This window comes from Flavobacteriales bacterium (assembly GCA_030584065.1).
GTDB lineage: Bacteria > Bacteroidota > Bacteroidia > Flavobacteriales_F > PHOS-HE28 > PHOS-HE28.
The window spans coordinates 749,948-766,176 of sequence record CP129489.1; the positions used below are offsets into that span (position 1 = coordinate 749,948).

Here is a 16,229-nt window from a genome sequence, read left to right on the forward strand (position 1 = left end):
CATTTGGCACCCTTTCATGGACCTTACCCTCAGCCGAATGATGCCGAAGAAGTTCCTCGCCACCGCGCTTTGCGGCCTATGCCTGCTGCCTGCATTCGCCCAGAACGGCGAATCGGACCCGGTGCTGATGACCGTTGACGGCCAGCCCGTGACCCGCGCGGAATTCGAAGCCATCTACAAGAAGAACAACAAGGAAGCCTCCGTTTCAAAGGAAGCGCTGGACGACTACCTCGAGCTCTTCATCAACTACAAGCTCAAGGTGCGCGAAGCCGAGAAGCTCGGCATGGATACCATCGGCAAGTTCCGGTCAGAGCTCGACGGCTATCGCAAGCAGCTCTCCAGGCCCTACCTCATCGACCGCGAGCTGAACGATGCGCTCATCCGCGAGGCCTATGACCGAAGCCAGCAGGAGGTCCGGGCGAGCCACATTCTGGTGCAGGTGGCGCCCGAGGCCACGCCCGAGGATACCATGGCCGCTTGGCGGAGGATCAGCGCCCTGCGCGACCGCGTGGTGCGCGGGGAGGACTTCGCCACGGTGGCGAAGGGCGTGGGCGGCAGCGAGGACCCCAGCGCCCAGAAGAATGGGGGGGACCTCGGCTGGTTCAGCGCGCTGCAGATGGTCTATCCCTTCGAGAATGCAGCTTACAGCACCCCGGTCGGCGAAGTGAGCAAGCCGGTGCGCACCCGGTTCGGCTACCACATCCTGAAGGTGGCCGGCAAGCGCCCTGCGCGCGGACAGGTGAAGGTGGCGCACATCATGCTCCGCAGCACGGAGCAGGACAGCCCTGAGAAGCAGCGGCAGGCCGATGAGCGGATCCACGAGATCCACAAGCAGATTGAGGCCGGCACCCTCACCTTCGCCGATGCAGCGCTGAAATTCAGCGAGGACGAGAGCACCAACACGAAAGGCGGGGAGCTGCCCCAGTTCGGCACCGGCAAGATGATCGAGGAGTTCGAGGACGCCGCCTTCGCGCTGAAGTCACCCGGTCAGATCAGCGCACCCATCAAGTCGCGCTTCGGCTGGCACATCATCAAGAGCATCGAGGTCATCCCCCCCGCGTCGTTCGAAACGGCCAAGGCGGAACTGAAGACCAAGATCGCGCGCGACAGCCGCGCCGAGATCACGCGCAAGGCCTTCCTCGAGCGCCTGCGGAAGGAATATGCATTCGTCAGCTATCCGCAGAACCTCAAAGCCGTTTACGCGATGGTGGATACCACCGTGTTCAAGAAAGGGACCGCGGTCACCGACACCATCCTGCGCAAGCAGTTCGTGGAGGGCCCGTTCGTGAAGGGCAAGGGCGCCAAGGCCATCCGCTACCGCCGCGAATTGGCCGGGGCCATCAGTGGCGGGCGCATGCTTGCCGTGCGCAGCAGGCCCTATGAGGAGATGACCCAGACCATGGACGATACCGTTGTGGTGCGCGAGGTCATGGAAGGGTGGGCCTACGACCGCAAGAAAGCCGCCAAGCTCACCAAGCCGGTCTTTTCCTTCGCAGGCGGCACGGTGACGCAGAAGGACCTGCTGGACCAGATCGAGAGCCGCCAGCGTCGCGAGCGCGTGGTGGCCATCCCGGCTTACGTCGATGCGCGCCTCAATGACTACGCGGAGGAGCGGATCCTGGCCTACGAGGATGCCAACCTCGAGACGAAGTACCCGGAGTTCCGGATGCTCATGAAGGAATACCGCGACGGCATCCTGCTCTTCGAACTCACCGACCAGAAGGTGTGGGGCAAGGCCGTGAAGGACAGCGCAGGCCTTGACGCCTTCCTCAAGGCGCATCCGGACAGGTTCATGTGGCCTACCCGCTACGAGTGCGACCTCTATGCCTGCACCGATGCCGCCACCGCCAAGCTGGTGCGCGCGCAGCTTCGCAAAGGCAAGCGTGGCAAGGAGCTCATGGATATCGCCAATAAAGCGAACGCGCTCGCGCTCAGCATCGACGGGGGCGTGTTCACGGCCGAGGACAAGCCCTACCTGACCGGCCTCACCGCCACCGGCCTCAGCAAGGACATCCCCCACGACGGCAAGGTGATGCTCGTGGACCTGAAGAAGCTGATGGCGCCCGCGCCGAAGGCCTTGGATGAGGCGCGCGGCCTCATCACTGCGGCCTACCAGGATCAGCTGGAGAAGGATTGGATCCAGGAGCTCCGCGCCAAGTATCCCGTTACGGTGGACAAATCCGTCCTCTACTCCATCAAGTGATCGGACGGGTATGCCGGACTTGGCGCGGGTGGGGAGCCGCCGGTCTGCTGGCAGTGGCTGTCGCAGGCTGCGCTGACGCCTCGGATGAGGAGGACCCGGTGGTGGCGCGGGCCTATGACCGCTACCTGCGGTGGAGCGACGTGCGCCAGCTGGTGCCGGTGGGTGCGAGCCCTGCGGATAGCAGCGCCATGGTGCAGGCCTACGTGGCCAATTGGGTCCGCCAGCAGGTGGAGCTCAGGCACGCCGAGCTGAACCTGGCCGAGGCGCGCAAGCAGTTCGAGGCCGAGCTGCGCGACTACCGGAACTCACTGCTGCTGCATGCCTACGAGGAGGAGCTGGTCCGGCAGCGTCTGGACACGGCCATCGGTCCGGAGGAGGTGGAGGGCTTCTACGAGCGGAACACCGAGCGCTTCGACCTGCAGGACGATATCCTGCGCGTGCGGTGGTTCAAGGTCCCCGATGACGACAAGCGTGCGCTGAAGCGGATGGAGGAGCGATTCCGGAGCGGCGACCCCGCACAGATGCGGGAGGTGGAGCTGCAACTGGCCAGCCGCGGCATCACCATCCAGGACCGCAGCGCGGCATGGACCACCCTTGCCGAGCTGCGCAATGAGGTGCCGCTGGAGGCTGCAGCAGGGACGGGCCGCTCGGTGATCCGCTCGGATTCGGCGGCTTGGTTCCTCGATATCGTCGAACTTCGTCCCCGCCTTTCACCTGCCCCCATTGAACTGGTGCGGCAGGAGATCCGGTCCATACTGCTGAATGAGCGGAAGCTCCGGCTCATCGAGCGGATGCGTGATGACCTATACCGTGAAGCCCTTGCAGCCAACGAGATCGAGACGCATTGAGGCCTGGGCGCTCGCCCTGCTGCTACCGGCGCTCCACGTATGCGGGCAGCCCAAGCCGTTGCTTATCGACAAGGTGGCGGCTGTGGTCGGCCGGGAGCCCGTGCTGTTCTCCGAAGTGGTGACGAAGGCCGAGCAGGCGCGCCAATCCGGTGCGGCAGGCCCGGGCGTCGAATGCGAGTCACTGGAGGACCTGCTCTACGAGCGGCTGCTGGTGGAGCAGGGAAAGCTGGACAGCGTGCAGGTGGACGAGGGCCAGGTGAATGCGGAGCTCGATCGCCGTATCCGCTATTTCGCCCAGCAATTGGGCGGCGAGCGCAAGCTGGAGGAGTTCTATGGCAAGAGCGTCGCTGAGATCAAATCGGACTTCAAGCAGCAGGTGCATGATCAGCTGCTCACTCAGCAGATGCACCAGCGCATCACCGCGGATATGACCTTGACACCGAAGGAGGTGCGCCGCTTCTACGAGCGCATCCCAGAGGACAGTGTCCCGCTCATCGGCGCGGAGGTGGAGTACGCGCTCATCCTGCGGATCCCGAAGCCCACGGAGGAAGAGGACCGCCGCGTGAGGCGGAAGATGGAGGAGTTCCGCGAGGCCGTGGCGAAGGGAGAGAAGGACTTCTGCACCGTGGCCATCCTCTACTCCGAGGACCCCGGCTCCGCCAAGGATTGCGGGGAGTTGGGCCTCGTACCGCCGGGCGTGATGGTACCCGAATTCGATGCGGTGGCCATGAGCCTCAAGGAAGGGGAGGTGTCGCAGGTGTTCAAGACACAGTTCGGGTGGCACTTCATGCAGATGATTGAGCGGCGCGGAGAGCAATACAATGCCCGCCATGTGCTCATGCGCCCGCAGGTGTCCCCGTCCGACCTGCTGCGTCAGCGCGACTTCCTCGACAGCCTGCGCACCGCCATCCGGGACGGCCGCACCACATTCGGCCAGGCGGCACTCGAGCATAGCGATGATGAGGAGAGCCGAAGCACCAACGGCATTATGGTGGAACCCAACTCGAACGGTGTGCGCTGGGACCTGAAGGAGCTCGACCAGCAGACCTTCTTCGTCCTCGATAGGCTGAAGCCCGGCGAGGTGAGCGAGCCGCAGGTACTCGTCATGCCCGATGCCACCAAGGCCTACCGGCTCCTCCAGCTCATCGCACGCACCGACCCGCACCGTGCCAATCTGCGGGATGACTATCGGCTCATCCAGCAGGCTGCCGAGGGCAAGAAGCGCTCCGAGGCCGTTGACCGATGGGTGAATGAGCACATCGCCACCACCTACGTCCGCATCGACCCGGCCTATGCCGAATGTCCCTTCACCCACCCTTGGAACAAGGCCGCCAAGGGCCAATGAACACCGTACATGGCGACCAGTGACGTGCAATCCGTAGAACGTTTCGGCGAGCGGTACAGACTGCTGAAGAGCGAGGTGAACAAGGTCATCATCGGCCAGGACGCGGTGGTGGACCATGTCCTGCTCGGCATTTTCGGCCGCGGGCATTGCCTGCTGGTTGGGGTGCCCGGACTGGCCAAGACACTCCTGGTGAACACCGTGGCGCGCGCGCTTGGCCTGTCGTTCAACCGCATCCAGTTCACGCCAGACCTCATGCCCAGTGACATCATTGGGTCCGAGATCCTCGGGGAGGACCGCCATTTCAGATTCATCAAGGGCCCCCTTTTCGCCAACCTGGTCCTCGCTGACGAGATCAACCGGACGCCGCCCAAGACCCAGGCCGCGCTCCTCGAGGCGATGCAGGAGCGCGCGGTCACCGCAGCCGGCCAGACGCACCGCCTGCCGGAACCCTTCTTCGTCCTGGCCACCCAGAATCCCATTGAGCAGGAGGGGACTTACCCCTTGCCCGAGGCGCAGCTGGACCGTTTCATGTTCGATATCCGGGTCGACTACCCGACGTTCGCTGAAGAGCTGGCTGTCGTCCGGGCAACGACGGGCGACGTGCAGCCCGCCATCCAGCCCGTACTCACCGCAGAGGAGATCGTGCACTTCCAAGGCCTCGTGCGCCGTGTGCCGGTGACGGACAATGTGCTCGAGTACGCGGTGCGGCTGGCTACGCGCACCCGGCCGGGCCTGCCCCAGGCTCCGGCCATCATCAACGACCATGTGGCGTGGGGCGCGGGCCCCCGGGCTTCGCAATACCTGGTGATCGCCGCCAAGGCCCATGCGCTCGCCCATGGGCGCTTCTCCCCGGATATCGCCGATGTGCAGGCCATCGCGCTGCCCATCCTGCGCCACCGCATCGTGCGGAACTACAAGGCCGAGGCCGAAGGCGTAACGGTGGACCGCATCGTGGAGGCCATCCTGTAGCGTGCCCGCTGGCCATCCGGTATGAACATCCGCATGCACGGATCCTGACGGGACTCCCTTGGGTGGCCCGCTTCATCGTAGTTTTGGAATCTAAGCTTGCCGCATGCGCGCAGATTCCTATCCGCTGCTCCTGTCCCTCGCCCTGCTTTGCCCGGCCATCCCTTCCATGGCCCAGCTGCCTGTGGTGGATATCCGCTTCGAGCATGACCAGGGGAATGACCAGATCCTGATCAGCCTGCGCGGCAATGACCACGATTTCGGCGGGGTGATCAGCAACCTGGTCTTCACCGTCCGCTGGCCCGAAAGCTCCCCGGCCACGCTCGGGTTCGGTACCAGCGCATGGTGCCCGCCGCCATCCGTGGCCTTCTCGCCGGTGCCATCGGCAGCCGTCAGCCCGGGCAATGGCTTCAAATACCGAACGTGGAATCACGTCGGGCTCTCGCTCATCTCGGACATCATTGATGATGGGGGCTGCGGCCAGACCTTGCTGGCGGATACCTGGACCCCTGTTTTCACCATCCCCGTGAACAACGATCCGGGAGGCACGGTCTTCGAATTGGCGGATGATCAGTTCGTGCTGGATGATAACCGGTCCTTCTTCGTATCACTCGGCGGGCAGGCCAGCACGGGAGGCATATTTTCCATTTCTACAGGTGTCGAGGGCGCGGGTGGTGCCCAGTTGGGCCCTCGGCTCATGCCCAATCCGGCCAGTACGGAGGTTACCGTACTTCTTGATGCGCCCGCCACGGGTGCATGGGCTGCGGAGGTGCTGGATGCAGCAGGCCGCATCGTGCTGGCTGAGCAGGGGACAGGCGCCGCTATGCGGATGCGGGTGGCCGCGTTGCCGGCTGGCGCTTATCGGGTGAGGGTGGTATCGGAGAATGGCACGGCGATCCTTCCCCTCATCGTGGAGCGCTGACCATGATTCGGATGAAGGCATTCCTTCCCCTGATGATGGCCATCCAAGTGGGCGGCGGGCTGCATGCGCAGTCATGGATCACCTATAACATGGCCAATGCCGGTTTCCCAAGCAATACCGTCGTCGATATCGCATTGGAGGCGGATGGCGATGCCTGGGTGGCCACCGACTGGGGGCTTTGCCGGCTCCAGGCCGGCGAATGGACCACCTTTCAGGTGTCCAACTCAGGCCTCCCGGACAACTACCTGCGCTGCCTGGCGTTGGATCACCAAGGTCGATTATGGGTGGGCACCTCGGTCGGTGGTGCGGCGGTGTTCGATGGGCAGGATTGGGAGGTGTATGACACCGGGAACTCTCCGCTGCCTGACGACCAGGTGAACCGAATCCATGTCGATCATCAAGGATCGGTCTGGTTGGGTACCGTGGGCGGACTGGCATGCTTCACGGGGAGCGAATGGCGCATCTACGACTCAAGCCCGGACAGCCACAACGGACGGATCCTCAATGGAGACCACATCCTTTCCATCGACACGCGGTCTGATGGGCTGGTGGCACTGGGCACCCTCAACGGAGGCTTCCACTTCCTTACGGACACCTCGGTTCAGTTCTTCACCACGTTCAACTTCGGATTCTTCGACAACACCCAGAACGCGGTGCTCTTGGACACCGTTGCCAATGAGCGCTGGGTGGCCTGCCCGGCCGGGGGACTGGTGCGCCAGATCGGGGATTGGTACGGGGGGAGCTGGTTCCAGTACACCGTCTTCAATTCGGACCTGCCCTCCAATGCACTGACGGATATCGCACGGGACGCGTCCGGGAGGCTGTGGCTCGGGACCCAGACGGCTGGTCTGGTGCGTAGGGACCCCAACGGCAGCTACACGGTCTACGATGAGAGCGGATCAGGCTTGCCGGCCAATGAGGTGAATGCGGTGACGGTGGCACCGGATGGTGCGGTGTGGGTCGGTCTCTTCGACGGCGGAGCGGCGCGGCTCGATCTCACCTCCTCGGTGGCACAGGCCACAGCCCCGCAATCCTTGCGCATTCTCCCCACCATCAACAACGGGTCGTTCAGGGTGGCTGGCCTTCCCGTTGGCCAAGCGCTGCCTTGGCGCATCATCGATGCAGCGGGGAGGACCGTGGCCAGCGGGGCCATTACCAGCGGTTCGGAAGCGCCTGAGATCATCACCAGCCTAGGCGCAGGAACCTACGTCATGCTGGTCCATGGCCTTGGGAACGCAATGATCGGCCGGTTTGTGGTCCATTGACGTTCACGGGCCGTTGGGGTATATTGCGCTTCACACGTCCCCAACCAATCGAACGCGTTCAGATGAAGGTCTATACCCCAGTGCTCGGCTGGGCGCTGCTCCTTTCGGCCTTTGCGCCCACCAGGTCAGCGGCCCAATGCACCACCACCAACGCGACCACCTGCCAGTGCAAGACTGCTGGCCAGACGAATTGCGAGCTGCTGCCTGACATCCAGATCAGCTGGTATGCGCTGGCCACATACGCAGGAGGCCCGAGCCAGTATGCGCAGAACGCCAGCAGCAATGCCGGTAGGCTTCGGGTAAGCGGTAGTACGCCGAACCAGGGCTTCGGCCCGCTCGAAGTGCGCGGCGTGAACAGCGCCGGCCAGCGGACCTTCATCTGCGGCAGCGACACCATCACGGTGAACAACCTGCCGAACGACAACAATGGGTTCACCTGCCCCAATGGATACGAGGCCCGTCAGCGGCTCTATCAGCGCGTGTACAGGAAGACGGGCAACACGATGACCTATACCGAGGAGCTTCGTGGGACCATGACCTATCACCCCACGCACAATCACTACCACGTGGACGATTGGACCACGATGACCCTGCGCATACAGCAGGCTGGGGTGTCTGATCCCCGGCAATGGCCGGTCGTGGCCACGGGAGCCAAGCTGGGCTTCTGCCTGATGGACTTGAGCACCTGCAGCAGCAGAAACGGGGATTGCCGCACGAGCCAGGTCTATAATCAGGGCACGCCGCTCACCAATTCCAGCTTCCCCAACTACGGACTGGGGCTTAGCTACACCTGCTCGGAGAACTATCAGGGCATCAGTTCCGGGAAGACGGATATCTACGATGAGAGCTTGGACGGCATGTGGATCAATCTGCTTCCCGGGGATCCCGGCCAAGCCGTGCTCTGCAACGGGAACTATTGGATCGTGGCCGAGGTGGATCCGAGGAATGCTTGGCGCGAGGAGAACGAGGACAACAACTTCACCGCGATTCCCGTGTCCATCACCACACAGAAAGCAGCCAACAGCGGCGGCACAGGCAGCGTGCTCGCCGATAAGCGCGCGCTGCTGGCTCCGGGCGAGAGCATCACGCTCACCGCCACACCGGGCTACAGCTACCTGTGGAACACGGGAGCAACGACCCGGTCGATCACGACCTCCACGCCGGGGACCTATTCCTGCACGGTGACGGCCCCGTGCGGCTCCATTTCCACACCGAGCATCACCGTGAGCGTGCTGCCCGCCCCGGCACCGCCGGTGGGCACGGACGCCACGGTGCTTGGGCCTTCGGCGGCGGTGCTGGGCGCCACCGGCACCAATGTGCGCTGGTATGATGCACCCGCCGGAGGGAACCTGGTGGGCACCGGCAATAGCTTCACCACGCCGGTTCTCGGTTCTACCGCGTCGTATTGGGCTTCCGCAGCCGCTGTATCCCCCGGCGTCACCGTCAATGCGGGAAAAGCGGACAACTCCGGCGGCGGTGGCTATTTCAACGGGAAGCACTGGCTCTACTTCGATGCCTTTGAGCCGTTCAAGCTCCGGTCCTTCAAGGTCTACGCCAACTCCTTCGGAAAGCGCCAGTTCGTGCTCCGCGACCAGCTCGGCAACCTCATCGCGGAGAAGTTCGTGGAACTCCCCAGCGGCATGAGTGTGGTTACGGTGGATTGGGACGTTCCTGCGGGCACCCAGCATGCCATCACCGCATTCGATGACAACAGCGATGTTTTCCAGGACCTGTACAGGAACAATGCCGGCGTTGCTTATCCCTACGCGATCGGCACCGTCGGCAGCATCACCGGCTCTTCGGGAGGTCCGGGCGTCTATTATTTCCTCTACGATTGGCAGGTGACCACGAATGAGGTGGTGGCGGAGAGCGCGCGCACCATGGTCACCGCCAACGTCACCGAGGGCGTGCTGCTGGATGCCAAGGCGATCCTAGACGGTCCCTTCGATGGCCTCTCCGGCCTGATGGGCGACGGACTCCGCGCCTCCGGTTTGATTCCGGGTACCGAGCCATACACAGGCATGGGTTTCGCACAAGCAGCGAGCGGGGGAGGGGAGACGGTGTCTCCGACCGTCCTTCAGCAGACCGGTGCGTCCGCCATCGTGGACTGGGTGCTGCTGGAATTGCGCAGCGCCGCGAACCCGGCCCAGCTGCTGGCCACCCGGGCCGCTCTGCTCACGCGCTCGGGCAATGTCGTCTCGGGCTCCGGTGGACCGGTGCGCTTCGCGGTGGCGGATGGGAACTATTACGTGGCCATCCGTCATCGGAACCACTTCTCAGCGATGACCGCGGCACCGGTAGCCCTGCATGCGGCATCAGCCGCCACCATCGATTTCCGCAGCGCGGCGATGTCCACTTGGGGTACGGAGGCGCGTCGGGCGAACGGAGGCGTCATGACCCTCTGGTCGGGGAACGTGGAGCGCAACACCGACCTCAAGTACGTGGGAGAGCTGAATGATCGCGACCCCATCCTTACCGCCATCGGTGGTGCCGTCCCCACCAACACCGTCACCGGCTACCGCAGGGAGGACATCAACCTCGACGGTGTGGTCAAGTATGTGGGTGAAGCCAATGACCGTGACCCGATCCTGCAGAACCTCGGCGGCTCCATCCCCACGAACGTGCGCCTCGAGCAGCTGCCCTGAGCACATACTCTAGTGCGCTTGCCGGTGCCGAATACTCTCTTACTTTTCCGCCCCCCAAACCACCAACCCCCTTGTTCATGTTCACACGTTTCAATTCGCTCCTGAGCCGGTACCTGGGCGCTTCCGCTCTTGCCCTCGGCATCACAGGGAGCGCGTGGGCCCAGGTGCCCTCCTCGGTCGATATCGATCTCGCTCCTGGCGCATCGGCCAACCAGCTCAACGTGCTCATGCGGGCCAACGGGAACCCGTTCAGCGAGGTGTTCTCCGGACTGACCTTCACCATCCGCTATGCGGAGGCCTCCACGGCCACGCTGAGTGCCGGTAGCTCCGCTTGGTGCCCCGGCCCGGCGTTCCCGATAGCCCCCACAGCTGTGGTGCAGCCAGGCAATGGGTTCAAGTACCGGACCTACAATAGCGTTTCGTTGCTGTCCATGGAGAACGTGGACGACGGCGGTTGCGGTGCTGTGCTCCCGGTTGGTGAGTGGGTGGTTGTTCACACCATCACGGTCAGCAACAACCCGAACTGCACGGAGTTCCAGATCGTGAACGATACATGGACCCAGCAGAACAACAGGAACTTCTTCGTTTCACTGAACGGTGTGCAGGGCCTGGCAGGTACCATCGAGCCCACACCCGTGCAGCGCGGCAACTGCACCGCCGATTGCGCAGGTGTGATCGGAGGCACCGCCACCATCGATGGATGCGGCGTGTGCTCCGGCGGCACTACGGGCATCACCCCTCAGCAGCCCGCATCGGCCTCTTTCAGCTATGCTGGAACCCCCTATTGCAGCAACGCGGGGACGGTGAACCCCACCTTCAGCGGGACTACCGGTGGGACCTTCAGCAGCACGGCCGGCTTGAGCATCGATTCCGGGACCGGTGCCGTGAACACGGGTTCGAGCACTGCAGGCAGCTACACCGTCACCTATACGGTGTCGGCGTACGGCACATGCCCGCAATTCCAGACCACGGCGCCGATCACGATCTCGGCACTGCCGGTGGCCGGCACACTGAGCGGCAATCAGTCGATCTGCGTGGGCGGAGCCACCGCCTTCAGCAGCACGGTCAGCGGCGGTACATGGAGCAGCAGCAATGAAGCGGTGGCCTCGGTGGACCCTTCCACTGGCGCAATCACGGGCGTAAGCGCTGGCAGTGCGACGATGACCTACACTGTAACCGCTGCTGGCTGCCCGGATGCAACGGCGACACGCTCGGTGACGGTGACGGCTGCCCCGGTGGCCGGCACGATCAGCGGCACCCCGCAGGGCATCTGCGTGGGCGGCACCACCACCTACACGATCAGCGGCAACAGCGCCACGGGCACCTGGGGCACGGACAACCCGGCCGTGGCCACGGTGGTCAACGGGGTGGTGACGGGCCAGGGGGCTGGCACCACGAACATCACCTACACGGTTCCGGGCACGGGCGGCTGCGCTCCTGCAACGACCTCGCGCTCGGTGACGGTGACGGCTGCCCCGGTGGCCGGCACGATCAGCGGCACCCCGCAGGGCATCTGCGTGGGCGGCACCACCACCTACACGATCAGCGGCAACAGCGCCACGGGCACTTGGGGCACGGACAACCCGGCCGTGGCCACGGTGGTCAACGGGGTGGTGACGGGCCAGGGGGCTGGCACCACGAACATCACCTACACGGTTCCGGGCACGGGCGGCTGCGCTCCTGCAACGACCTCGCGCTCGGTGACAGTGACGGCTACCCCGGTGGCCGGCACGATCAGCGGCACCCCGCAGGGCATCTGCGTGGGCGGCACCACCACCTACACGATCAGCGGCAACAGCGCCACGGGCACTTGGGGCACGGACAACCCGGCCGTGGCCACGGTGGTCAACGGGGTGGTGACGGGCCAGGGGGCCGGCACCACGAACATCACCTACACGGTTCCGGGCACGGGCGGCTGCGCTCCTGCAACGACCTCGCGCTCGGTGACGGTGACGGCTGCCCCGGTGGCCGGCACGATCAGCGGCACCCCGCAGGGCATCTGCGTGGGCGGCACCACCACCTATGCGATCAGCGGCAACAGCGCCACGGGCACCTGGGGCACGGACAACCCGGCCGTGGCCACGGTGGTCAACGGGGTGGTGACGGGCCAGGGGGCCGGGACCACGAACATCACCTACACGGTTCCGGGCACGGGCGGCTGCGCTCCTGCAACGACCTCGCGCTCGGTGACGGTGACGGCTGCCCCGGTGGCCGGCACGATCAGCGGCACCCCGCAGGGCATCTGCGTGGGCGGCACCACCACCTATACGATCAGCGGCAACAGCGCCACGGGCACCTGGGGCACGGACAACCCGGCCGTGGCCACGGTGGTCAACGGGGTGGTGACGGGCCAGGGGGCCGGCACCACGAACATCACCTACACGGTTCCGGGCACGGGCGGCTGCGCTCCTGCAACGACCTCGCGCTCGGTGACGGTGACGGCGACGACCAACAACACGACCACGGAAAGCGCATGCGACAGCTACACCTGGTCGGTGAATGGGGTCACCTACAACCAGAGCGGCACCTACACCAATACGGTGGGCTGCGCAACCGAGACCTTGGTGCTCACCATCACGCCGAGCACGGGCAACACGACCACCCTGACCGAGTGCGACAGCTACATCTGGCCGGTGAACGGGGTGACCTACACCCAGAGCGGCACCTACACCAGCGTGAGCGGCTGCAATACCGAGACGCTGGTGCTCACCATCGTGACCAGCACCAGCAACACGACCACGGTGAGTGAGTGCGACAGTTACACGTGGAATGTCAATGGACAGACCTATACGGAAAGCGGCACGTACACGAGCGTGAGCGGTTGCGGCACCCAGACCCTGATTCTGACCATCACGCCGAGCACGAACAACACCACCACGGAGAGCGCCTGCGACAGCTACACCTGGGCGGTGAACGGTGTGACTTACAATCAGAGCGGCACCTACACCAATACGGTGGGCTGCGCAACCGAGACGCTGGTGCTGACCATCACGCCGAGCACGAACAACACCACCACGGAAAGTGCCTGCGACAGCTACACCTGGGCAGTGAACGGTGTGACCTATAATCAGAGCGGCACCTACACCAATACGGTGGGCTGCGCAACCGAGACCCTGGTGCTGACCATCACGCCGAGCACGAACAACACCACCACGGAGAGCGCCTGCGACAGCTATACCTGGAGCGTGAACGGTGTGACCTACAACCAGAGCGGCACCTATACCAATACGGTGGGCTGCGCAACCGAGACCTTGGTGTTGACCATCACGCCGAGCACGAACAACACCACCACGGAGAGCGCCTGCGATAGCTACACCTGGGCAGTGAACGGAGTGACCTACAACCAGAGCGGCACCTATACCAATACGGTGGGCTGCGCAACCGAGACCCTGGTGCTGACCATCACGCCGAGCACGACGAACACCGTGACCCAGAGCGCCTGCGACAGCTACACCTGGGCGGAGAACGGTGTGACCTACAACCAGAGCGGCACCTATACCAGCACGGTGGGCTGCGAAACGGATGTGCTGGTCCTGACGATCGTGCCCAGCACGAGCAACACCACCACGGAGAGCGCCTGCGACAGCTACACCTGGGCGGTGAATGGGGTGACATACACCCAGAGCGGCCAGTACAGCGTGACCAACGGGTGCGACACGCAGATCTTGGACCTCACGATCACGCCGAGCACGAGTTCCACCACAACGGAATTCGCCTGCAACAGCTACACCTGGGCGGTGAACGGGGTGACCTACACCCAGAGCGGTACCTACACCTTCACGGCGGGCTGCGACACGGAGATCCTGGAGCTGACGATCAGTACCGGTGGCACGAACACCACCACGGAGAGCGCCTGCGACAGCTTCACGTGGGCGGTGAACGGGGTGACCTACACCCAGAGCGGCACCTACACGGAGAGCACGGGCTGCAGCACGGAGATCCTGGTGCTTACGATTACCCCCAGTTCCTCCTCCACTACCACGGAGGTGGCTTGCGACAGTTACACATGGGCGGTGAATGGGGTGACCTACAGCCAGAGCGGCACCTACACCAACACGGTGGGCTGCGACACCGAGATCCTGGAGCTGACGATCATCCCAACCACGAGCAACACCACCACGGAGAGCGCCTGCGACAGTTACACCTGGAGCGTGAACGGGGTGACCTACAGCGAAAGCGGCACCTACACGGTCGTGAACGGCTGCGCGACGGAGATCCTCGTCCTCACGATCCTCCAGAGCGGCACCAACACCACCACGGAGAGCGCCTGCGACAGCTACACCTGGGCGGTGAACGGCGTGACGTACACCCAGAGCGGCACCTACACGGAAGTGACCGGCTGCAGCACGGAGATCCTGGTGCTGACGATCACCGCGAGCAGCACGCAAAGCGAGAGCGTGACGGCGTGCGGGACATCCTACACCTGGAGCGTGAACGGCCAGGCCTACGCGCAGAGCGGCACCTACACCAGCGTGAACGGCTGCGTGACCAGCACGCTGAACCTGACGCTGAACGTTCCGGGCACGCCCTGCGATGATGGTGATGAGAACACCATCAACGATGCGCTCAACATCAATTGCGTCTGTGAAGGCACTCCGGTGGGTCCCGGCTGCGACTTCAACGAGCTGGAGATCGAGATCGTGACCGACGGCGCCAGCACCACCCTTTGGGAGATCCGTGCGCAAGGCACGAATGCGCTCGCGATCAGCGGAGGTCAGCTCTACCCGCAAGGCACCTTCACCGAGAGCATCTGCCTGCCAGATGGCTGCTACTACCTGGTGGTGACCGATGATGCCGGTGACGGGATCAGCGGAGGCGGTTACGTGCTGCGCCGCCCGAATGACCGCCGGATCATCGACAACCGCGGGAACTTCAGCGTGGGCTACACCAGCCAGATCGCGAATGGCGAGGGCTTCTGCCTGCCCATGGGCACGGACCGCCTGATCGCCACCTCTTGCGACCGCGAGTGGTGGACCGGTGGCCCCGAGTACGTCGTTGCGAACGGCAACCCTGCGGTCACCGCCATCTGGAACAGCTTCCCGGCCGGTTCCACCGAGCGGGCCACCACGGGCTACCAGATGTGGTGGTTCGACCCCAACGGCGGCTACAGCTTCAAGCGCTTCCAGAGCCATAGCACGTCCAACGGGCTGCCAGCCTCGGCCACGCGTGCCTGCCACTTCCTCGTGAACGGATGGGCGGGCAACCAGCTGCAGGCCGGTGTGCTCTATAACGTGCGCGTCCGCAGCCGCGTGCTGGGCGCCTACGCCGAATTCGGCCCCACTTGCCGCTTCCGGATCGATGCCACCCTGGCCCAGTGCCCGCCGACCCAGTTGGTGAACAGCCAGGGCTTCGCTGAGTTCTCCTGCGGTGTGGTGCGCCAGTTCCCGTCGAGCAACAAGATCTGGGCATGGTCGCGCCCCGGTGCCAACAAGTACCAGTTCGAGTTCTCCATCCCGGCAGAAGGCATCCTGTTCACGCGCAACTCCAATACCAACTGGATTGCCCTGAGCTGGAGCTCGGGCACCCAGCTGTTGGACGGACGGACCTACAATGTGCGTGTGCGCGTCTCCAAGACCAATGGCGCCACCTGGTGCCCCTGGGGCGAGACCTGCACCGTAGCCATCAACAACGGAAGCTCGGGCATGGCCGCAGAGACCAACGCACCCGTGTCCGGAACCGAAGCCACGATCAGCGACCGTCTGCTCGTGTGGCCGAACCCCAACCGCGGTGAGCAGCTGAACCTGCGCATCGACGGCCTCACCAGCGCCGCCGGTACCATGACGGTGGACCTCTACGACCTCGTCGGGAACCGCGTGATGGCCCTCACCAAGGCGGTGCAGGATGGCCATGTGAACGGTGCGATTGAGCTTCCCGCTGATCTGTCCACCGGCATGTACATGCTGCAAGTCAACGGCGCAGGCCGAACCTGGACCGAGCGGGTCGTGATTCAGCGCTGACATACGGAGGACTGTTGTTTGCCGGGCCGCCCCAGAGGGCGGCCCGGTTCTTTTCCAGGATTCCGGTTCAGCGAGCCA

8 protein-coding genes are annotated in these 16,229 nt (G+C 64.2%); all 8 read left to right on the forward strand.

Annotated features, from left to right (window positions below):
- The first annotated feature begins 16 nt into the window (after positions 1 to 16).
- Positions 17 to 2,203, forward strand: coding sequence for a peptidylprolyl isomerase (locus QY325_03215; protein ID WKZ66941.1), 2,187 nt, complete (start codon positions 17 to 19; stop codon positions 2,201 to 2,203).
- A 53-nt stretch (positions 2,204 to 2,256) separates the two neighbouring features.
- The gene (locus QY325_03220) at positions 2,257 to 3,051 is read left to right on the forward strand and encodes a hypothetical protein (protein ID WKZ66942.1); all 795 of its coding nucleotides are present in this window, start codon (positions 2,257 to 2,259) and stop codon (positions 3,049 to 3,051) included.
- Complete coding sequence (locus QY325_03225; GenBank protein WKZ66943.1) at positions 2,966 to 4,396, forward strand: peptidylprolyl isomerase; 1,431 nt, start codon at positions 2,966 to 2,968, stop codon at positions 4,394 to 4,396. Before QY325_03220 ends, QY325_03225 begins: the two co-directional genes overlap by 86 nt.
- 9 nt (positions 4,397 to 4,405) lie before the next feature.
- On the forward strand, positions 4,406 to 5,365 hold the full coding sequence (locus QY325_03230) for an AAA family ATPase (protein ID WKZ66944.1): 960 nt from the start codon (positions 4,406 to 4,408) through the stop codon (positions 5,363 to 5,365).
- 103 nt (positions 5,366 to 5,468) lie between these two features.
- Positions 5,469 to 6,284: a T9SS type A sorting domain-containing protein gene (locus QY325_03235; GenBank protein ID WKZ66945.1), complete on the forward strand. Its 816-nt coding sequence runs from the start codon at positions 5,469 to 5,471 to the stop codon at positions 6,282 to 6,284.
- A 32-nt stretch (positions 6,285 to 6,316) separates the two neighbouring features.
- The gene (locus tag QY325_03240; GenBank protein ID WKZ66946.1) at positions 6,317 to 7,549 is read left to right on the forward strand and encodes a two-component regulator propeller domain-containing protein; all 1,233 of its coding nucleotides are present in this window, start codon (positions 6,317 to 6,319) and stop codon (positions 7,547 to 7,549) included.
- A gap of 62 nt (positions 7,550 to 7,611) precedes the next feature.
- Positions 7,612 to 10,194, forward strand: coding sequence for a hypothetical protein (locus QY325_03245; protein ID WKZ66947.1), 2,583 nt, complete (start codon positions 7,612 to 7,614; stop codon positions 10,192 to 10,194).
- A 77-nt stretch (positions 10,195 to 10,271) separates the two neighbouring features.
- Entirely contained in the window at positions 10,272 to 16,151 is a 5,880-nt protein-coding gene (locus tag QY325_03250; protein ID WKZ66948.1) for a T9SS type A sorting domain-containing protein, read from the forward strand.
- Positions 16,152 to 16,229: the final 78 nt, after the last annotated feature.